Here is a 17,418-nt window from a genome sequence, read left to right as displayed (position 1 = left end):
CTATTCGGCAGCGACCTGCTGCTTCTCCAGCCACTGTTCAAGCCATTTGATGGTATATTCGCCGCGGAGGAACTCCTCGTCGCGGACCAGCGCTTGGTGGAGCGGGATAGTGGTCTTCATGCCCTCGACCACGAACTCCTCCAGCGCGCGGCGGAGGCGCATGATGCAGCGTTCGCGCGTAGTGCCATAGACGATCAGCTTGCCGATCATGCTGTCGTAGTACGGAGGCACGCGGTAGCCTGTGTACAGGCCGCTATCGACGCGGACGTGCATGCCCCCGGGAGCGACGTAATTCTTCACGAGGCCCGGCGACGGCGCAAAGGTCATTGGGTCTTCGGCGTTGATGCGGCACTCGATGGCGTGGCCGTGCAGGTGGATCTGCTCCTGCCGGCATGACAGGCCTTCGCCCTGCGCAACGCGGATCTGCTCGCGGACCAGGTCGATCCCGCTGATCATTTCGGTCACCGGATGCTCGACCTGAAGCCGGGTGTTCATCTCGATGAAGTAGAACTCGCCGTTTTCGTAGAGGAACTCGATGGTGCCCGCGCCGCGGTAGCCCATGTCGCTCATCGCCTTGCGGACGATCTCGCCCATGCGCTCGCGCTCTTCCGGCGTGATGACAGGGGAGGGGGCTTCCTCCAGGACCTTCTGGTGACGCCGCTGCAGCGAGCAGTCGCGCTCGCCGAGGTGGATCGCCGCGCCTTCGCCGTCGCCGAACACCTGAAATTCGATGTGGCGCGGGTCGGCGAGATATTTTTCCATGTAGACGGTGTCGTCGCCGAACGCGGAACGCGCCTCGGACGCCGCCTGGCTCATCAGGCTTTCGAGCTGGTCGTCGGACTGGACGACCTTCATGCCACGACCGCCGCCGCCGGATGCGGCCTTGATCAGGACCGGGTAGCCGATCTCCTCGGCCAGCGCGTGGGCCTCGGCGACGCTCGTCAGCGCCCCCGCCGAGCCGGGAACGAGCGGAAGGCCGAGCTTAGCGGCCGTGCGCTTGGCCTCGATCTTGTCGCCCATGATCCGGATGTGCTCCGGCTTCGGGCCGACCCAGATGATGCCGTGGCTCTCGACGATCTCCGCAAACTGCGCGTTTTCGGAGAGAAAGCCGTAGCCCGGGTGGATCGCATCGGCGTGGACGATCTCAGCCGCCGAGATGATGTTCGGGATGTTGAGGTAAGAGTCGGTCGCCGCGGGTGGGCCGATGCAGACGGTCTCGTCGGCAAGCCGCACGTGCATCGCGTCGGCGTCGGCGGTCGAGTGAACTGCGACGGTCTTGATGCCTAGTTCATGGCAAGCGCGATGGATACGCAGCGCAATCTCGCCGCGGTTCGCGATCAGTAGCTTTTGAATGGCCATGACTTAGCCGAGCACCACCAGGGACTGGTCGAACTCGACGGGCTGGCCGTCCGCGACGTTGATCTTCTTGACTGTGCCGGCCTTGGGCGCGGTGATCGGGTTCATCACCTTCATCGCCTCGACGATGAGCAACGTGTCGCCGGCCTTGACGGCCTGTCCGACGGTGATGAACGGCTTGGCGCCAGGCTCAGGCGACATGAACGCCGTGCCGACCATCGGCGACTTCACAGGCTCACCCGAAACTTCGTCTTCATGTGTTCCGAGGTCTTCCTTGGCATGCACCGGAGGCGCCGTCAGCGCGGGCGCGGCCGCCAGCGCGGCAGGAGGCGGAGCCGACACATAAGCCGTCGGCGCATCCCGGCGCACCTTGATCTTGCGGTCGCCATCCTCGACCTCGATCTCGTTGAGGTCGTTCGCGCTCAGCAGTTCAGCGAGTTCGCGCACGAGGGCAGTGTCGACACGCATCGATGCGTTCTTGTCGGCTCCGCCCTTGCCGGTCTCGGCCATTTCGAATCCCCTAAATTCTGCCCAATCGGGCCGTTTGCGCCGCGTCTTACCGCCTCGAACGGCGGCGTCCAGTCAAAGCGCTCCTGTCTTCAATTGCGCGAGGGGCCGGACGTTCCTATCTGAACCCGGCAAATGACGGTCGATCACACAGTCCAAGTCCGCATCAACGGCGAGCATCGCCGGGTCGCGGAAGGCATCACCATTGCCGAGCTCGTCAGCGAGCTTGGCTTCGACCCCGTTCGTGTTGCGGTCGAGCGGAACCTCGAGGTCGTACCGCGCTCGACGCTGGACGAAGTCTCTGTGCGCGACGGCGACGATTTCGAGATCGTTCGCTTCGTGGGAGGCGGTTGATGAACGTCGAGAACCCGGTGAAGGCGGATCGCTGGGCCGTCGCCGGCCGCACGTTCACGTCGCGGCTGATTGTCGGCACGGGCAAGTACAAGAGCCTGGAAGAAAATGCGGCGGCCGTTGAAGCGTCGGGAGCCGAGATTGTCACCGTCGCCGTGCGGCGAGTGAACATTTCGAACCCGAACGAGCCGATGCTGACGGACTTCATCGATCCGAAAAAGATCACCTATCTGCCCAACACCGCCGGCTGCTTCACCGCGGACGACGCGATCCGCACGCTGCGGCTGGCGCGCGAGGCGGGCGGCTGGAACCTCGTGAAGCTGGAAGTGCTCGGCGAGGCGAAGACGCTTTACCCGGATATGCGCGAGACGCTGCGCGCGACCGAGGTACTCGTGAAGGAGGGCTTCGAGCCGATGGTCTACTGCGTCGACGATCCGATCGCCGCCAAGCAGCTCGAGGAAGCCGGCGCGGTCGCGATCATGCCCTTGGGCGCACCGATCGGCTCCGGCCTTGGCATACAGAACCGCGTGACCATCCGCCTGATTGTCGAAGGGGCGAGCGTTCCCGTGCTGGTCGATGCTGGCGTCGGGACTGCCAGCGACGCGGCGCAGGCGATGGAGCTCGGCTGCGACGGTGTGCTGATGAACACCGCCATCGCGGAGGCCAAGGAGCCGGTGATGATGGCGCGGGCGATGAAGGCGGCCGTCGAGGCCGGACGCCTCGCGTATCTATCCGGCCGAATGCAGAAGCGACGCTACGCAGACCCGAGCAGTCCGCTCGCGGGTCTTATCTAGTCGCGGTAACGATGTGCGCCCGCATCGGCGCAGCAAAACCGTCGGGTCCTTCGTAAGCCCGTCCGCCTTTCACCATCTCGTCGAACACGCGGTCGAGCGCGTCCGGCCCATAATCCGCCAGCTCAACCCCCATCGGCGATCCGTAGACCAGCCCGCGTGAACCTTCGACTGCGGACGGACTTCGGCTGGTCAGCTCGACTGTTTCAATTTCAATGTCGCCGAAACCAGCGTCTCGGAGGTCGCGCCGGATCCATTCCGGGTCGTGGTAGCTAAACGGCCCCCTGGTCATGAACTGCGGAGGATTCTCCGGAAACAGCCGTCGCATGCTGTCGTTGGCCAGGTTGGAGAGCTTGTTCTCCTCTATGCGATCCCAGATCGCGACGACGTATCGCCCGGCGTCGCGAAGCACTCTTCTTGCTTCCGCATTCCCGCGCACCTTGTCGGGGTAGAACATGACGCCGAACTGGCAGACCACGATGTCGAAGCTCCCATCCTCGAATGGCAGTTCGAGCGCGTCGGCCTGCTGGAATCTGACGTTTCCCGAATTCACCCGCGTTGCGGCCACGTCCAGCATTGGCTGGTTGAGATCTGTGGCGACGATGCGCGCTTCGGGCAGAGAGGCGGCAAGAGCGGCCGTCACGACTCCGGTGCCCGCCGCGGTTTCCAGAATGTCACTGGGATCAAACCGAGCAACCCGTTTCGCAATTTCCTCGGCGTAGGGCCGGAACAGCAGCGGCACCATGTACTGCTCATAATTGGCAGGAACGGATCCAGAGAACCTTACGTCGATCGACGCCATCGGAACGCTCCCGATCTATGGCAGTTTATCCGGTCGGAGCAGCCTATGCCCGATTTCGCAAAGCTTCGCGAGCGGATGGTGCGCCGGCAAATCGAAGCACGGGGGCTAAATAGCCCCACCATACTTGATGCCTTTCGCAACGTTCCGCGGGAGGACTTCGTTTCCGCCGGAAGTGCGTCGGCAGCCTATGAGGACCATCCTCTGCCGATCGAGGCCGGCCAAACCATCTCGCAGCCTTACATGGTTGCTTTGATGATCGCTGCTGCAGAGATCGGGCCGAATGACCGCGTGCTCGAGATCGGCACCGGCTCGGGATATGCCGCCGCCGTCATCAGTCGCATTGCCGCAGAGGTCATAGGAATCGAGCGCCAGCCGCGACTGGTCAAAGTCGCACGCGAGCGAATGCGCGCCCGATTCAAGAACGTGGCGATATTCGAGGGAGACGGCACCTTGGGGTGGCCGGATGCGGCTCCGTTCGATGCGATCATCGCCGCTGCCAGCGGCAGCCATGTGCCGCAAGTTCTGATCGATCAGCTTGCTCCGGGAGGCCGGCTGGTCATGCCGGTTGGTGGTCCTGGACGGGTGCAGGATCTGCTCAAGATCACCAAGCGTGTGGACGGCACGGTCGTTCAAGAGAACCTTGGGGGCGTCCGCTTCGTCCCTTTAATAGGCGAAGAGGGTTGGCAGGAAGGCTGACGCGGATTTGAGGATCAGGCTTTCGCGTTCTTGCGAAGAGACGAGATCGTCGTCGCGTTGGTGATCTGCTCGACGTCCGTCTTGCAGTGGATCAGGCGAATTCCCTTTCGTCCCATCGCTTGGTCAAGCGCGGCGACAAAGCCTTGCGTCGTATCGGCGGTCTCCGCCCAGCCGCCAAAGGCGCGCGCGAGCGCGGCGAAGTCCGGGTTGGCAAGCTGAGTTGCAGAGATACGCTCAGGATACTCCCGCTCCTGGTGCATGCGGATCGTGCCGTAGAAGCCGTTGTCGACGATGATGACGAGCAGGTCGGCACCATATTGCGCCGCCGTCGCGAGTTCCTGCCCGTTCATCAGAAAGTCGCCGTCGCCCGCGACGCAGACGACCGGCCGGTCCCTGAAACGGAGAGCGCCCGCTACTGCGGCAGGCAGCCCGTAGCCCATCGTGCCCGAGGTTGGCGCCAGCTGCGTCGGCATGCAGCCGTAACGCCAGTAGCGGTGCCACCAGCCGGAGAAATTGCCTGCCCCGTTACAGATGATGCTGCTTTCGGGGAGCTTCTCGCGCATCGCCGCCACGCAGGGGCCAAGGTCGAGAGCAACGCCTTCGCGCGGCTTCGGCTCCGACCATTCGAGCCACTCAGCATGCGCCTTCTCCCCGCAGGAGAAGCGAACCACGTCGGGATCGATCCACTCGTCGATCATCTCCGAAAACTCGCCCATGTCCGAGCAGATCGGGAGGTCGGCGTGATAGACGTGACCAAGCTCGTTCGGGTCGGGATGGACGTGGACGAGCGTCTGGCCGGGATGGTCCGGCGTGATCAACGTGTAGCCGTCGGTGGTCGACTCCCCGAGGCGCGCGCCGACCGCGAGAATCAGGTCGGCATCGCGAATGCGCTGTTGGAGCTTGGGGTTCGGCCCATAGCCAAGCTGGCCGGCGTAGACGGCGCAGCTGTTCGCGATCGCGTCCTGGCGCCGGAATGCCGCAGCGACCGGAATTCCATGGCGGAAGGCGAAGTTGGCGAAATGGTGGGCCGCTCGCGGGCTCCAGTCGGCGCCGCCCACGATGGCAATCGGATCGGTCGCTTCTTTCAGCAGCTCGAACAGGGCCTGGACCGCGCCGGGATCCGGCCCTTCGGCGACCGGCGGAACGCGCGGACGATCGAGCGCCTCGACCTCATCCCGAAGCATGTCTTCCGGCAGGGCCAGTACCACCGGGCCGGGCCGGCCGGCGGTAGCGACGCGATAGGCGCGATAGATATACTCCGGAATTCGGCGCGCATCTTCGATCCGGGCGGCCCACTTCGCGATGGGACCGAAGAAGGCCGGAAAGTCGATTTCCTGAAAGCCTTCGCGGTCGCGATCGCCGCGGGCCACGTCTCCGATGAACAGGATCATCGGCGTCGAATCCTGGAACGCCACGTGGACGCCGGCGGTCGCGTTCGTAGCGCCCGGGCCGCGGGTGACGAAGGCGACCCCGGGCCGTCCCGTCAGCTTGCCGTCGGCGTCGGCCATGTACGACACGCCACCCTCCTGGCGGCAGACGACGGTGTCGATCTCGGGCGTGTCATGAAGCGCATCGAGGACGGCAAGGAAGCTTTCGCCCGGAACGGTGAAGATGCGGTCACAGCCCTGAATGCGGAGCTGGTCGACAAGGATGCGGCCACCGGTGCGCTTGGTCATGGCGCGCCCGTTAGCCGGTTCGAATGCGACGGGCAAAGGGCGCGTGCGTCGCGAGAAGCTGCTAAAGCCGATTCACGCTGACTCGGAGGAACGATCATGGACGACACGGCCACACTTCAGTTCGACCTGACTCCGCCGAGCGACATCCAGCGGCACGAGCTCGAAACGGATCTGACGGAGCAGGAGAGGCACGTCCTGCTGGACCACGGCACGGAGGCTCCGTTCTGCGGCGTGTTAATGGATGAGAAGCGCGAGGGCCTGTTTACATGCCGGCTCTGCGGTTTGCCGTTGTTCAAAGGCGGATCGAAGTTCGAGAGCGGCACCGGTTGGCCGAGCTTTACCCAGCCGTTCAACCCCGACCATCTCCAGTACATCCGTGACACCAGCTACGGCATGATCCGGACGGAAATCGTCTGCGCCCGCTGCGGATCGCACCAGGGTCACGTCTTCCCCGACGGCCCGCCACCGACCGGTGAGCGCTACTGCATCAACTCGGTTTCGCTCGACTTCACCCCAAAGGGCGAGCCGTTGCCTGACAAGCTCGGCAGGGGAGCGCCGGAAGGGGAAATCGCCAGCTAGGCCTGGTGGATCGCTTTCACGACCTGATAGCTCTCCAGGCCTTCCTTGCCGCCTTCCGAGCCGAACCCCGAGTCCTTGACGCCGCCGAACGGCGCGTCCGCGGACGACAAGGCGAAGGTATTGATCCCGACCATGCCGCTTTCGACCAGGTCGCCGATCAGGTTGGCGCGGCGGCCGTTCTCGGTGAAGGCGAAGGCGGCGAGGCCGAAGGGCAGGCGGTTGGCCTGCTCGATGGCGTCCTCGAACGTGTCGAACGGACGCGATACGGCGACTGGGCCGAATGGCTCGTCATTCATGATGTTTGCTTCGTTCGGGACGTCGGCGAGAAGCGTCGGCTGAAAGAAGAAGCCGCCTTCGCCTCGCTCGCCTCCGGCAAGGACGCGTGCGCCCTTGGCCTTGGCGTCCTGCACGAGCGCGTCGATCGCGTCCGGGCGTCGGCTGTTGGCGAGCGGGCCCATGCGGGTGTCCGCTTCGAGACCGTTGCCGATCTTCACCTTGGCGGTACGCTCGGCGAAGCCCTTCACGAACGCGTCATAGATGCCGCTCTGGACATAGAAGCGCGTCGGCGAAACGCAGACCTGCCCGGCATTCCGGAACTTCTGCGGGACGACCATGTCGAGCGTCTTTTCCAGATCGCAATCGTCGAAGATCAACACCGGCGCGTGGCCGCCAAGCTCCATCGTGACGCGCGTCATGCTGTCGGCGCACAGGCGCATGAGATGCTTGCCGACATTGGTTGATCCGGTGAAGCTGACTTTGCGGATGATGCGGCTGGCGATCAGCGTCTCACTGACCAGCGCGGCGTCGCCGTGAATGAGCTGGGCAACGCCGTTCGGGACGCCCGCGTCAGCAAGCGCGCGGAACATCTCGGTGCCGACACCCGGCGTCTCGTGCGGGGGACGCGAAATGACGGTGCAGCCCGCCGCTAGCGCGGCGCTGACTTTCTTCGCAAGCAAATAGAGCGGAAAATTCCACGGTGTGAACGTCGCCACCGGGCCGACCGGCTGGCGGATCACGCGGCTGAGTTGGCCCGCGGGTCGAACGAGCGTCCGGCCGTAATCGCGCTTCGCTTCCTCGGCGTACCAGTCGAACAGCTGGGCGGAAGCGGCGACCTCCGACTTCGCTTCGGCAAGGATCTTGCCCTGCTCCTGGGTCAGCGTGGCGGCAATGAGGTCGACGCGCTCCCGAAGCAGTGCCGCGGCCTTGTGCAGGATCGCTGCGCGCTTCTCGACGTCCATTGACCGCCATTCCGGCCAGGCGCGGCTCGAAGCTTCGAGAGCCTCCTCCAGATCCGCCTTGGTCGCGTAGGGGACCTCCGCGATCGGGCTGGCGTTGACGGGGTTCACGACCGTGTGGGCATCGCGGCCTTCGCCGCTTTTCCAGACGCCGTCGATGAAGAGCTTGAGGTCGGTTTCGTATCCCATGCCAGGCCAGATAGGCGCGCCTTGAAGACGGTTCAACGTCGGGGTAGGCGTTACTGACAAGGGAGAAAGCAACAATGACCAAGCAGGAACTGGTGTCGCGCATGCAGGAAGGTCAAGCCTGGGTCCCGGGCAAGCGCGTGAAGCTCGACTTCGGCAGCGAGGGCGTCATCCTGCTCGACGGAGCCGCCAGCCAGGTCAGCGAAGAAGACGGCGCGGCCGACACCACGATCAAGGTCAATTGGGATGACTGGCAGGCGATGGCCGCCGGCCAGCTCGACGGCATGACGGCGTTCATGACCGGCAAGCTTCGCATCGAAGGCGACATGTCCAACGCCATGCAGCTGCAGGGCGTACTCGCCAAGCTCCGCTCCTGAGCATTGGCGGGGGAGCGCGACCTTTCCCGGCTTTTGAGAGGGTTGAAGCCGGCGCTCCATCCGGGACGCTATAGCTTCGCGCCAACGGATGAGCCTTCGCTGCCATCGGATGCCTTCGCGCTGATCCGAGAGGACGAGGAGCTGACGATCATCCGTCCCAGTCCCGCGGGCGAATGGGCACGGATCAGCCTGCCGATCTATTCGAGTCTCGATGCGGTCGGATTAACCGCGGCCCTGTCGAGCGCACTGGCAGAGGCCGAGATCAGCGCCAACGTGGTCGCCGCACTTCGCCACGACCATATCTTCGTCCCGTGGGACGAACGGCATCGCGCGCTCGCGTGCTTCGAAGAACTCAGCCTTTAGCGGAGCGGGCTTGTCGCTTTATCGAACCGTCGATTGCGGTGACGGACCCAGGTTGGCAGGGCTCCTGCGACGTTTTGCGAGGAGATTGCCTTTGCGTCTCACAGTCATTGCAGCGCTGATTGCGGCAGGCGCCGCGCAAGCGCAGGCGATCCCGACACTCGATGCCAAAACTGCCCAGGCCATCATCGCGGGCTGCGCAGCGCACGCTTCCGCCAAGAGCCAAAGTCACGCGATTGCCGTAGTGGATGCGGGCGGACATCTCGTTGCGGCGCTTCGCATGGATGGCAACGGTAGTGGGATCATGGATTTTGCGCTCGCCAAGGCACAGGCCGTGGCCGCTTGGGGTTTTCCCACCGCGCAAATGGAACAGTCTGCCAGGGACACCCCTGGATTTGCCAATGCACCGCATGTCGTAACAGTCGCAGGCGGCGTTCCGATCTGGACTGCGGACGGCAAAATGAGACTAGGCGCGGTCGGGGCGTCGGGGGAAGCTCCCGCTGACGACGCCGCTTGCGCTGAAGCCGGAATCCAGTCGGCGGGGTTCCGCAGTAGCCGCGTTCGCTGACTGCTGCTTGACCCCTCCTACCGCGAACGGCACAGGCGGCGCCAAGGAGTGCCAATGCAGAAGATCTATTCCAGCGCCGAAGAGGCGCTCCAGGGACTGCTGTTCGACGGGATGACCATCGCCGCGGGCGGATTCGGCCTGTGCGGCATTCCGGAGCGCCTGATCGACGCGATCCAGGCGAGCGGGGTCAAGGATCTCACGATCGCTTCGAACAACGCCGGCATCGACAATGAGGGTCTCGGCAAGCTCCTCCGCACTCGCCAGGTGAAGAAAATGATCTCGTCTTACGTGGGCGAGAACAAGGAGTTCGAGAGGCAATTCCTCGCCGGCGAGCTGGAGGTCGAGTTCACGCCGCAGGGCACGCTCGCGGAGCGGCTTCGCGCAGGCGGTGCGGGCATTCCCGGCTTCTACACCAAGACCGGCGTCGGCACGCAGGTCGCCGAGGGCAAGGAAGTGAAGAGCTTCGACGGCGAGGATTACATCCTTGAGCGCGGCATTCGCGCTGACCTTAGTGTGGTGAAGGGTTGGAAGGCTGACGAGAGCGGCAACCTCGTCTTCCGCAAGACCGCTCGCAACTTCAACCAGCCGGCGGCAACCAGCGGCAAGATCTGCGTCGCCGAGGTCGAAGAGATTGTTCCGGTCGGCTCGCTCGATCCGGACGGCATCCATCTGCCATCGATTTACGTGAAGCGCCTGATCCTCGGCGCTCCGTACGACAAGAAGATCGAGTTCAAGACGGTTCGTCAGCGGGAGGCGGCATAATGGCGACTGCAGCGGAGACGAAGGGCTGGACCCGCGACCAGATGGCCGCCCGCGCGGCGAAGGAGCTGCGCGATGGCTATTACGTGAACCTCGGCATCGGCATTCCGACGCTCGTAGCGAACAACATCCCCGGAGGCATGACGGTCACGCTGCAGAGCGAGAATGGAATGCTCGGCATCGGCCCGTTCCCGTACGAGGACCAGGTCGATCCGGACCTCATCAATGCCGGCAAGCAGACGATCAGCGAGCTTCCGTCGTCGAGCTACTTCGACAGTGCGGCAAGCTTCGCGATGATCCGCGGCGGGCATATCGACCTGACCGTGCTCGGCGCGATGGAAGTCAGCGAGAAGGGCGACATCGCCAACTGGATGATCCCCGGCAAGATGATCAAGGGGATGGGCGGCGCGATGGACCTCGTCGCCGGCGTCAAAAAGATCATCGTCGTAATGGAGCATAATGCGAAGTCGGGCGACCCGAAGTTCATCCCGGAATGCACGCTGCCGCTGACCGGCAAGAACGTCGTGGACATGATCATCACTGACCTCGCGGTCTTTCACCGGCCGGACCACGACAGTCCGTTTAAGCTGATTGAGCTGGCGCCCGGTGTGACTGCGGAAGAAGTGCGCGAGAAGACGACCGCGAACTACGTCGAATGATCCGGAGTCTCAGCCTGGCACTCTCGCTCGTCGCGGTTCCGGCCGCTGCGGCAGTGCCGGTCGAGATTGCCCAGACGGGACATGCCACGGTCCCGGTCGAAGGCGCATTCGGCGAGGCCCAGTTCGTCTTCGATACTGGCGCCGAAGGCAGCGCTGTCTACGCCGACTTCTCCGACAAGGCGGGGCTGAAGATCGCCGGCAGCGAAAAGCTGCAAGGACAAACAGGCGCGGACGACCTTCCATTGGTCGAGCTCGGCAGCATCTCGCTCGATGGCGTTCGGAAGGACGCGCTCAAAGCGGTGCGCCTCGAGCCGCGCGCGGATGGCGTGAAGCTGGCGGGAATCGTCGGTCTCGACGTCTTCGGGGATCGCACGGTCGATTTCGACTTGCCGAACAAGCGGATCGTCCTGCTTGCTCCCTCGACCCTCCCGCGTGACCTCAGAAGCAAACCGATCGAAGCTAAGCCGACGACCGGCAATCTCCTGACCGTGCCGGTGACGATTGGAACCGTTAAAGCCACGGCAGTCATCGATACGGGTGCGCGAAAGACGCGGATCAATTGGGCCCTTGGGCGGGAGCTTGGCCTCGATCCGGCGAAACTGAACAAGGGTGACACCATCCACGGTGCGACCAATGTGACCGTGGAAACGGGGACGACGCGGGTCGCGGACATTCAGCTTGGCGATCGTCGGCTGGCCGAAGCACCTGTCCTCGTGGCGGACCTGCCAGTGTTCGCAGCGTTCGGCGTCGACGACAGGGCGGCAATCATCCTCGGCCTGGATTGGCTCGACCGGACCCGGATGGTCATTGACTTCCCCGGTCGGCGCGTCTGGTTTGAAGACACCAATCCCTAGTCAGCGAATGGGAGCGAAGATGCGAAGCTTGATCCTCGGTCTGCTCGGTTCAGCGGCAATCGCAGCCTCCGCCTGTGGGACATCGGCCCCGTCGGCGAACGATGAGACCGCAATGGCAAACCAGCCCGCTCCGGCCCAGCAAGCCGCAGGGCTGTCGCTGGTTCGTCTCGATTGCGGCACGCCTACGATCAAGAATTTCGACAAGTTCTTTTCGGACAAGCCCGGCCTTTACGAGCCCGGTCCTCGAGTCATCACCGACAGCTGCTACGTGATCCGCCACGGCGACCAGGTGCTTTTGTGGGACACTGGCTTTCCAGCCGCCTGGAAGGGCCAGGACAAGGATCTCGGCGAACTTTCGGTCAAGCAGGACAAGACGATTCCCGAGCAACTAGAGCAGATCGGCCTGAAGCCATCCGACGTCGATATCGTCGGCATCAGTCACATGCACGCAGACCACACCGGCCAGGCGGCGGAATTCCCGAACGCCGAGCTCCTCATCGGCACCAAGGATTTTGAGCAAACGAAGGGCAAGGACGATCCCTTCGGTCCGTGGCGCAAGGAAGTCGCCAAGGTGCATAGCGCCGAGGGCGACGTCGATGTTTTCGGCGATGGAAGCGTGATGGCCCTGCATCTGCCGGGCCACACGCCTGACCATATGGCCCTACTGGTGAAGCTGGCGTCCGGGCCGGTGCTCCTGACGGGCGACCTCTATCATTCACGCGAGGCGCGCGAGAAGCGCGGCGTCCCGCCGTTCAACACCAGCCGCGAGCAGACGCTCCAGTCGATGGATGCGTTCGAGAAGCTGGCGAAGGAGGCCGGGGCGAAGGTCATCATCCAGCACGAACCGCGCGACATTCCGCTACTCCCGGCGTTCCCGGCGGCGGCCAAATGATCGGAGCCATGCTCTTCGCTTCGGTGCTTGCGTCAGCGGCCGGGCAGGGTGGATGCGCCGACCACTGGGCGGTTGTACTGAATGCCGAGAGCTTCGCCAGCAACGGTGCCGGCAAGAGCTTTGGCGCGACAGAGCTCGAAGCCTTCCGGAGCAAGGCGGAAGGGCAAATCAAGGCCGCGATCAACGCCGCCTGCCAGAGCGGCGCGGTAAAATCCGCCGCTGCTCGCGGCATCGAGCGTATCAGCATCTCCAGCGCCAGCGGAGCGAGTGACCCGTTCATCTATTCGACCGCAAAGGGCCAGCTCACCTTCGAATGGATCTTCGCTGAAGAGGATCTCGCGATACCGGCCGAGAAGGACGTTATCACCGGCGCGGCCTGCTGGACGAATCCTGACGGCCCCGCCTGCTCAAGCCCGGGAGATTGATCGCCGATGAAAGCGCTTCTCAGTCATGAGACCGGCGGTCCGGAAACGCTTCGCCTGTCCGAGCTGCCGGATCCGCAGCCCGGTCCCGGTGAACTGCTCGTTCGCGTCCGTGCGGCGGCTATCAACTTCCCGGACGTGCTGATCATCGAGGACAAGTACCAACTGAAGCCGCCCCGACCGTTCGCGCCGGGCGGCGAATTGTCCGGAGAAGTCGAGGCATTGGGAGAAGGCGTCGAAGGCTGGAGCGTCGGCGACCGGATTATCGCGGTGACCGGATTCGGCGCGCTTGCCGAAAAGGTCGTCATTCCGGCCCGCTCGGCTTTCCGGCTGCCCGAGGAACGCAGCTTCGAAGAGGGCGCGGCTCTCTTGTTGACGTACGCGACGTCGATTCATGCCGTGGTCGACCGCGGCAAACTTCAGGCGGGCCAGACGATGCTTGTGCTCGGCGCCGCGGGTGGTGTCGGGCTGGCTGCGGTTGAGCTCGGCAAGGCGTTCGAGGCGCGTGTCATCGCCGCCGTCTCTTCGGAGGAGAAGGCGAAGGCGGCGCTCGACGCTGGTGCAGACGAAGCGATTGTCTATTCGCAGGGACCATTCGACCGCGAGGGGCAAAAGGCGCTCGCACAATTGTTCAAGGATGCGGTTGGTCCGGCTGGCGCGGATGTCATCTACGATCCGGTGGGAGGCGATTACACCGAGGCCGCGTTGCGCAGTATCGCCTGGGAGGGTCGCTTCCTCGTCGTCGGCTTTCCCGCGGGCATTGCGCGGCTTCCGCTCAATCTTACCTTGCTCAAGAGCTGCGACGTCTGCGGCGTATTCTGGGGCGCCTTCGCGGCGCGCGATCCCAAGGCCAATGCGGCTCATGTCGAATCGCTGTTCAAGCTGTGGCGGCAGGGGATGATCTCGCCGAAGATCAGCGACACCTACACGCTCGAGCGGGCCGGGGACGCGATCCGCGCCATCGCCGAGCGAAGGGTTATCGGGAAGCTTGTCGTCAGGATCGACTGAAGCCGGTCCGAAACGGACTTCCGAGTCCCAAAAAGTGACAAGCCGTTTTGACAAAATTCACTGGACAAGCTGACTTGCTTGGTTAACGAAAGTTTACCGCGAGTGCTGTGGCGGATTGTCCGCCCCGCGTAATTTGGGGACAGTTATGAATCGTTATTTGCTTGCCGCGGCGACGCTCGCCGCAGTCACCCTCGCTTCCACACCGGCAGCGGCCAGCGTCACGATCGAGGGCGATCCGGCGGGGACGACGGTCAACGGTTATTCCGGCCCGAACGGTCTCTTGGTCTCTGGCTCTGGCCTGTCTTACGGTCCGTTCACGCTCGCCAACGTCGGTTCGACGTTCACTGCCAACGTCCTGACGATCGGAACGCCGGAGACAGCGGTGAACCTGTTCGAGGACACCACTCCGCGTCAGATCTCGGTGGACTTCTCGTTCCTGAACCCGGCGGACGCCAATGGCGGCCTCGTTACGGGATCGACGACAGGCTTCATCACCGGTCTGTTCGGTGGCTGCGGTCTCTTCGCCGGCGGCTGCGGCACGGTGAACTGGTCTGACACGCCGACGATCTTCAGCTTCGGCAACGGCGGTTCTTTCTCGCTGCTTCTCAGCGACGCAACCTTCGCCACGCCCGGCAGCGCGAATGTGCGCGGCACGTTCACGTTGATTTCGAATTCCGTTCCGGAGCCTGCAACCTGGGCGATGATGCTCATGGGCTTTGGCGCAGTCGGTTTCGCCATGCGCCGCAAGCGTTCGACGCAGGGCCGCCTCGTTCAACTCGCCTGACGTTCCTTCCTCGGGCAAGTCGTGCCGCCGGTGCTACCCTGCGCCGGCGGCATTTTTCGTGCCGTTGCCACGCCGCCCCGACCGCCCTATTTCGCGGGCGAACAAGCAAAGGACGTTGAGTGAGCACTTTCGACGACCGTGAGCGCGCCTTCGAAACGAAATTCGCGCACGATGAAGAAATGAAGTTCCGCCTGGTCGCCCGCCGTAACCGGCTGCTGGGCGAATGGGCTGCCGGCAAGATGGGCCTGACCGAGGCAGAAGCGGAGTCATACGCAAAGGACGTAATCCGGGCCGACTTCGAGGAAGCGGGCGACGAGGACGTCATCCGCAAGATCCTCGGCGACCTGACGGCGGCCGGCATCGAAACCAGCGACGACGAGATCCGCCAGACGCTTCAGCTGAAGTCGTTCGAGGCCCGCCGCCAGCTGATCGACGCCCAGGGAGGCTGATCGTGCCGATGGCCGCAATGGAGATCGAGCGGCTCATCCGTGAGGCGATTCCCGACGCCGAGGTTACGATCACCGATCTCGCCGGTGACGGCGACCACTATGCAGCACGGGTCATCAGCCCCACATTCGAAGGGATGCCGCGCGTCAGGCAGCACCAGCGCGTCTACGCTGCGCTGGGTGGCCGGATGGGCGGGGAATTGCATGCGCTGCAGCTCGAAACCGCTGCGCGATAAGGAGAATTGATATGAGCGATGCCAACAGCCGCATCGGCGACATCGTCAAGGCCAACGAGGTCGTGCTGTTCATGAAGGGCACGCCCCTCTTCCCGCAGTGCGGCTTTTCGAGCCGGGCCGTGAGCATCCTGGAGCACCTGGGTGTTCCGTTCGAAAGCGTCGACGTCCTCCAGGATCAGGAGATCCGTCAAGGCATCAAGGAATATTCGGATTGGCCGACAATTCCGCAGCTCTACGTGAAGGGCGAGTTCGTCGGCGGTTCGGACATCATGATGGAGATGTTCAAGAGCGGCGAGCTGCAGCAGCTTGTCGGTGCCGAGGCTCAGTAGTTTGTAGAAACAAAAAGGGACGGTGAGCGGGACCAGAATAACCGCTGCACCGTCCCTTTCGTTGGCGTGGGACCAAGTGGACACGGTAATAGTAGCAATCGCCGTGCCAATTCAAATAAACGGCAGAAAATAGCCAATTTTGAGAAATCGAGCGAGAAGCGGTCAGCGCAATGTGTAAAAAGAGCCGACAGATTTGCCGCACTACGGCCGTCGGCACTTTGTCGCTTGCATTGTGTTGGGATGCTCGATGAGCCGCGACGATCCTGAAATGACCAGTCCGATGGCGGTCGAAAGGCTGATTTGCGACGTGACGCAGAGCTGGTCGGAAGTCGGCGGCGGCGTCGGAACGTACCTCCGTCACAAGCGCAACCACATCCTGGGCCGGACGCCGCACCGGCATTTGTTGATCGTTCCCGGTGCGGAGGACAACGTTACGGTCGAAGGACGCGCGATCACCGCGACCGTTCGCTCGCCGCGCGTACCGGGAAGCCCGAATTACCGGCTGATGCTCCGGAACGGCGCCGTACGCCGCATCATGGAGCAGTTCAGGCCCGACCTGATCGAGTGCCAGGACAGTTACAATCTCCCGTGGGCGGCGATCGCCCACCGCCGGAAATTCCCGGATACGGCGCTGGTTGGCGGCTATTTCACCGATTTCCCGACGGTCTACGCCGAACGGCCCTTCTCGAAGGTGATCGGCAGCACCCTGGCGGGCGTCGCCGGTCGCATATGCTACCGGTACTGCGGACAGCTATATCGCCGGTTCGATGCCGTTTTCGCGCTGAGCGAGAATGGCGGCGCGGCAAAGCTGCGGTCGTATGGTGTCGATGACATCGGTATCGTCCCGCTTGGGGTGGAACTGGGCGACTTCGGACCAGCCTTACGCGAAGAGCGACGGCGGCAATTGGTTGGCGCCGAAGACGGCAAGCCCTTGCTGATCTACGTTGGCCGTCTCGATCTCGAGAAAAAGCCGCAGATCGTTGTCGAAGCTTTCCGCAAGCTCCCGGAATCCCTTGGCGCTCGGCTGGTATTGCTCGGCGAAGGGCCGCTGCGGGATGAGATTGCGGCGCTCGGCGACCCGCGCATTCATGCGCCAGGCTTTGTGCGCGACCGCCGCGAGCTGGCGCTGTGGCTGGCAAGCGCCGACATCTACGTCTCGGGAATGGCGGACGAGACATTCGGCGTGTCCATCGTCGAGGCGCAAGCCTCCGGCCTGCCGGTGGTGGGCGTCGCGGCCGGCGCGATGGTCGACCGCGTCAACGATGCGATTGGCCGGCTCGGCCCGGTCGACGATTCCGATGCAATGGCGGCCAATATCCTTGCCGTCTGGCAATCGGACCGGCGCCGAATGAGCGAGATCGCTCAGGTCGAAGCGCATCAGTACAGCTGGGACCGCAGCATGGAGACCCTGTTCGGCCCGATCTACCGCAAGGCATTCGCGGCGCGAACTCGCCGGGTCGTCGAAGCGGCGCCCATGGCCGCTCCGCTCGCCGTCCCTGCGGAATAAGCCGACAACGTCAGACACTCGACGCGCCGACCCACTCC

At 63.8% G+C, this 17,418-nt stretch carries 21 protein-coding genes and 1 pseudogene; 17 read left to right on the top strand and 5 right to left on the bottom strand.

Annotated elements, in window-relative coordinates:
• Both accC and accB read right to left on the bottom strand, forming a co-directional pair.
• Positions 1-1,359: an acetyl-CoA carboxylase biotin carboxylase subunit gene (gene accC / locus ABD928_RS03735; protein ID WP_345166222.1), complete on the bottom strand. Its 1,359-nt coding sequence runs from the start codon at positions 1,357-1,359 to the stop codon at positions 1-3.
• A 3-nt stretch (positions 1,360-1,362) separates the two neighbouring features.
• Entirely contained in the window at positions 1,363-1,866 is a 504-nt protein-coding gene (gene accB, locus ABD928_RS03730) for an acetyl-CoA carboxylase biotin carboxyl carrier protein (RefSeq protein WP_223276288.1), read from the bottom strand.
• A gap of 132 nt (positions 1,867-1,998) precedes the next feature.
• Between accB and thiS the strand changes: the two are divergent.
• Positions 1,999-3,008, top strand: a pseudogene (gene thiS, locus ABD928_RS03725) (sulfur carrier protein ThiS).
• On the opposite strand, the gene ABD928_RS03720 reads toward thiS, so the two are convergent.
• On the bottom strand, positions 3,001-3,807 hold the full coding sequence (locus tag ABD928_RS03720) for a class I SAM-dependent methyltransferase (protein WP_345166218.1): 807 nt from the start codon (positions 3,805-3,807) through the stop codon (positions 3,001-3,003). The pseudogene thiS and the gene ABD928_RS03720 sit on opposite strands and share 8 nt — an antisense overlap.
• A gap of 45 nt (positions 3,808-3,852) precedes the next feature.
• Here ABD928_RS03720 and ABD928_RS03715 point away from each other — a divergent pair, with 45 nt between their 5' ends.
• Positions 3,853-4,503, top strand: a complete 651-nt coding sequence (locus tag ABD928_RS03715) for a protein-L-isoaspartate(D-aspartate) O-methyltransferase (protein ID WP_345166215.1) — start codon at positions 3,853-3,855, stop codon at positions 4,501-4,503.
• Positions 4,504-4,517: 14 nt separating this feature from the next.
• Here ABD928_RS03715 and ABD928_RS03710 read toward each other — a convergent pair whose 3' ends face one another.
• On the bottom strand, positions 4,518-6,179 hold the full coding sequence (locus tag ABD928_RS03710; protein ID WP_187714475.1) for a thiamine pyrophosphate-binding protein: 1,662 nt from the start codon (positions 6,177-6,179) through the stop codon (positions 4,518-4,520).
• Positions 6,180-6,275: 96 nt separating this feature from the next.
• On the opposite strand from ABD928_RS03710, the gene msrB reads away from it, so the two are divergent.
• Complete coding sequence (gene msrB, locus ABD928_RS03705) at positions 6,276-6,758, top strand: peptide-methionine (R)-S-oxide reductase MsrB (RefSeq protein WP_345166212.1); 483 nt, start codon at positions 6,276-6,278, stop codon at positions 6,756-6,758.
• Here the strand turns inward: msrB and ABD928_RS03700 are convergent.
• A complete protein-coding gene (locus ABD928_RS03700) occupies positions 6,755-8,182 on the bottom strand; it encodes an NAD-dependent succinate-semialdehyde dehydrogenase (protein ID WP_187714474.1) in 1,428 nt (475 codons plus the stop codon). The genes msrB and ABD928_RS03700 overlap by 4 nt on opposite strands.
• A 74-nt stretch (positions 8,183-8,256) precedes the next feature.
• Between ABD928_RS03700 and ABD928_RS03695 the strand changes: the two genes are divergently transcribed.
• The 14 genes from ABD928_RS03695 to ABD928_RS03630 all read left to right on the top strand — a co-directional run bounded on the left by ABD928_RS03695 (position 8,257) and on the right by ABD928_RS03630 (position 17,380).
• Positions 8,257-8,556 (top strand): SCP2 sterol-binding domain-containing protein, encoded by a 300-nt coding sequence (locus ABD928_RS03695; protein WP_187714473.1) that lies wholly within the window; start codon positions 8,257-8,259, stop codon positions 8,554-8,556.
• A gap of 3 nt (positions 8,557-8,559) precedes the next feature.
• Positions 8,560-8,919 (top strand): ACT domain-containing protein, encoded by a 360-nt coding sequence (locus ABD928_RS03690; protein WP_345166209.1) that lies wholly within the window; start codon positions 8,560-8,562, stop codon positions 8,917-8,919.
• Between the two features lie 91 nt (positions 8,920-9,010).
• A complete protein-coding gene (locus ABD928_RS03685; protein ID WP_187714472.1) occupies positions 9,011-9,484 on the top strand; it encodes a GlcG/HbpS family heme-binding protein in 474 nt (157 codons plus the stop codon).
• A gap of 54 nt (positions 9,485-9,538) precedes the next feature.
• Positions 9,539-10,246: a CoA transferase subunit A gene (locus tag ABD928_RS03680; protein WP_187714471.1), complete on the top strand. Its 708-nt coding sequence runs from the start codon at positions 9,539-9,541 to the stop codon at positions 10,244-10,246.
• The gene (locus ABD928_RS03675) at positions 10,246-10,902 is read left to right on the top strand and encodes a CoA transferase subunit B (RefSeq protein WP_187714470.1); all 657 of its coding nucleotides are present in this window, start codon (positions 10,246-10,248) and stop codon (positions 10,900-10,902) included. Before ABD928_RS03680 ends, ABD928_RS03675 begins: the two co-directional genes overlap by 1 nt.
• Positions 10,899-11,756, top strand: coding sequence for an aspartyl protease family protein (locus tag ABD928_RS03670; protein ID WP_345166202.1), 858 nt, complete (start codon positions 10,899-10,901; stop codon positions 11,754-11,756). The genes ABD928_RS03675 and ABD928_RS03670 overlap by 4 nt, the downstream gene beginning before the upstream one ends.
• A 19-nt stretch (positions 11,757-11,775) precedes the next feature.
• Positions 11,776-12,648 (top strand): N-acyl homoserine lactonase family protein, encoded by an 873-nt coding sequence (locus ABD928_RS03665; protein WP_223276287.1) that lies wholly within the window; start codon positions 11,776-11,778, stop codon positions 12,646-12,648.
• Positions 12,645-13,073, top strand: coding sequence for a hypothetical protein (locus ABD928_RS03660; RefSeq protein WP_187714467.1), 429 nt, complete (start codon positions 12,645-12,647; stop codon positions 13,071-13,073). The genes ABD928_RS03665 and ABD928_RS03660 overlap by 4 nt, the downstream gene beginning before the upstream one ends.
• Before the next feature lie 6 nt (positions 13,074-13,079).
• A complete protein-coding gene (locus ABD928_RS03655) occupies positions 13,080-14,078 on the top strand; it encodes an NADPH:quinone oxidoreductase family protein (RefSeq protein ID WP_187714466.1) in 999 nt (332 codons plus the stop codon).
• A gap of 145 nt (positions 14,079-14,223) precedes the next feature.
• Positions 14,224-14,862, top strand: a complete 639-nt coding sequence (locus ABD928_RS03650; protein ID WP_187714465.1) for a PEPxxWA-CTERM sorting domain-containing protein — start codon at positions 14,224-14,226, stop codon at positions 14,860-14,862.
• Between the two features lie 119 nt (positions 14,863-14,981).
• Complete coding sequence (locus ABD928_RS03645; RefSeq protein ID WP_187714464.1) at positions 14,982-15,311, top strand: DUF1476 domain-containing protein; 330 nt, start codon at positions 14,982-14,984, stop codon at positions 15,309-15,311.
• A 2-nt stretch (positions 15,312-15,313) separates the two neighbouring features.
• A complete protein-coding gene (locus ABD928_RS03640; RefSeq protein ID WP_187714463.1) occupies positions 15,314-15,544 on the top strand; it encodes a BolA family protein in 231 nt (76 codons plus the stop codon).
• 11 nt (positions 15,545-15,555) lie between these two features.
• Positions 15,556-15,873 (top strand): Grx4 family monothiol glutaredoxin, encoded by a 318-nt coding sequence (gene grxD / locus ABD928_RS03635; protein ID WP_187714462.1) that lies wholly within the window; start codon positions 15,556-15,558, stop codon positions 15,871-15,873.
• Between the two features lie 247 nt (positions 15,874-16,120).
• Positions 16,121-17,380 (top strand): glycosyltransferase, encoded by a 1,260-nt coding sequence (locus ABD928_RS03630; RefSeq protein ID WP_187714461.1) that lies wholly within the window; start codon positions 16,121-16,123, stop codon positions 17,378-17,380.
• The last annotated feature ends 38 nt before the right edge of the window (positions 17,381-17,418 follow it).

This window comes from Sphingomonas daechungensis (assembly GCF_039543105.1).
GTDB classification, from domain to species: Bacteria; Pseudomonadota; Alphaproteobacteria; order Sphingomonadales; family Sphingomonadaceae; genus Sphingomicrobium; species Sphingomicrobium daechungense.
Note: the sequence above shows the minus strand (reverse complement) of the source record. Positions and strands in the feature narration are given on the sequence as shown.

Coding starts and splice junctions, on each gene's coding strand:
- accC (WP_345166222.1), bottom strand. CDS start 1,359: ATGGCCATTCAAAAGCTACTGATCGCGAACCGCGGCGAGATTGCGCTG.
- accB (WP_223276288.1), bottom strand. CDS start 1,866: ATGGCCGAGACCGGCAAGGGCGGAGCCGACAAGAACGCATCGATGCGT.
- ABD928_RS03720 (WP_345166218.1), bottom strand. CDS start 3,807: ATGGCGTCGATCGACGTAAGGTTCTCTGGATCCGTTCCTGCCAATTAT.
- ABD928_RS03715 (WP_345166215.1), top strand. CDS start 3,853: ATGCCCGATTTCGCAAAGCTTCGCGAGCGGATGGTGCGCCGGCAAATC.
- ABD928_RS03710 (WP_187714475.1), bottom strand. CDS start 6,179: ATGACCAAGCGCACCGGTGGCCGCATCCTTGTCGACCAGCTCCGCATT.
- msrB (WP_345166212.1), top strand. CDS start 6,276: ATGGACGACACGGCCACACTTCAGTTCGACCTGACTCCGCCGAGCGAC.
- ABD928_RS03700 (WP_187714474.1), bottom strand. CDS start 8,182: ATGGGATACGAAACCGACCTCAAGCTCTTCATCGACGGCGTCTGGAAA.
- ABD928_RS03695 (WP_187714473.1), top strand. CDS start 8,257: ATGACCAAGCAGGAACTGGTGTCGCGCATGCAGGAAGGTCAAGCCTGG.
- ABD928_RS03680 (WP_187714471.1), top strand. CDS start 9,539: ATGCAGAAGATCTATTCCAGCGCCGAAGAGGCGCTCCAGGGACTGCTG.
- ABD928_RS03675 (WP_187714470.1), top strand. CDS start 10,246: ATGGCGACTGCAGCGGAGACGAAGGGCTGGACCCGCGACCAGATGGCC.
- ABD928_RS03670 (WP_345166202.1), top strand. CDS start 10,899: ATGATCCGGAGTCTCAGCCTGGCACTCTCGCTCGTCGCGGTTCCGGCC.
- ABD928_RS03665 (WP_223276287.1), top strand. CDS start 11,776: ATGCGAAGCTTGATCCTCGGTCTGCTCGGTTCAGCGGCAATCGCAGCC.
- ABD928_RS03660 (WP_187714467.1), top strand. CDS start 12,645: ATGATCGGAGCCATGCTCTTCGCTTCGGTGCTTGCGTCAGCGGCCGGG.
- ABD928_RS03655 (WP_187714466.1), top strand. CDS start 13,080: ATGAAAGCGCTTCTCAGTCATGAGACCGGCGGTCCGGAAACGCTTCGC.
- ABD928_RS03650 (WP_187714465.1), top strand. CDS start 14,224: ATGAATCGTTATTTGCTTGCCGCGGCGACGCTCGCCGCAGTCACCCTC.
- grxD (WP_187714462.1), top strand. CDS start 15,556: ATGAGCGATGCCAACAGCCGCATCGGCGACATCGTCAAGGCCAACGAG.
- ABD928_RS03630 (WP_187714461.1), top strand. CDS start 16,121: ATGAGCCGCGACGATCCTGAAATGACCAGTCCGATGGCGGTCGAAAGG.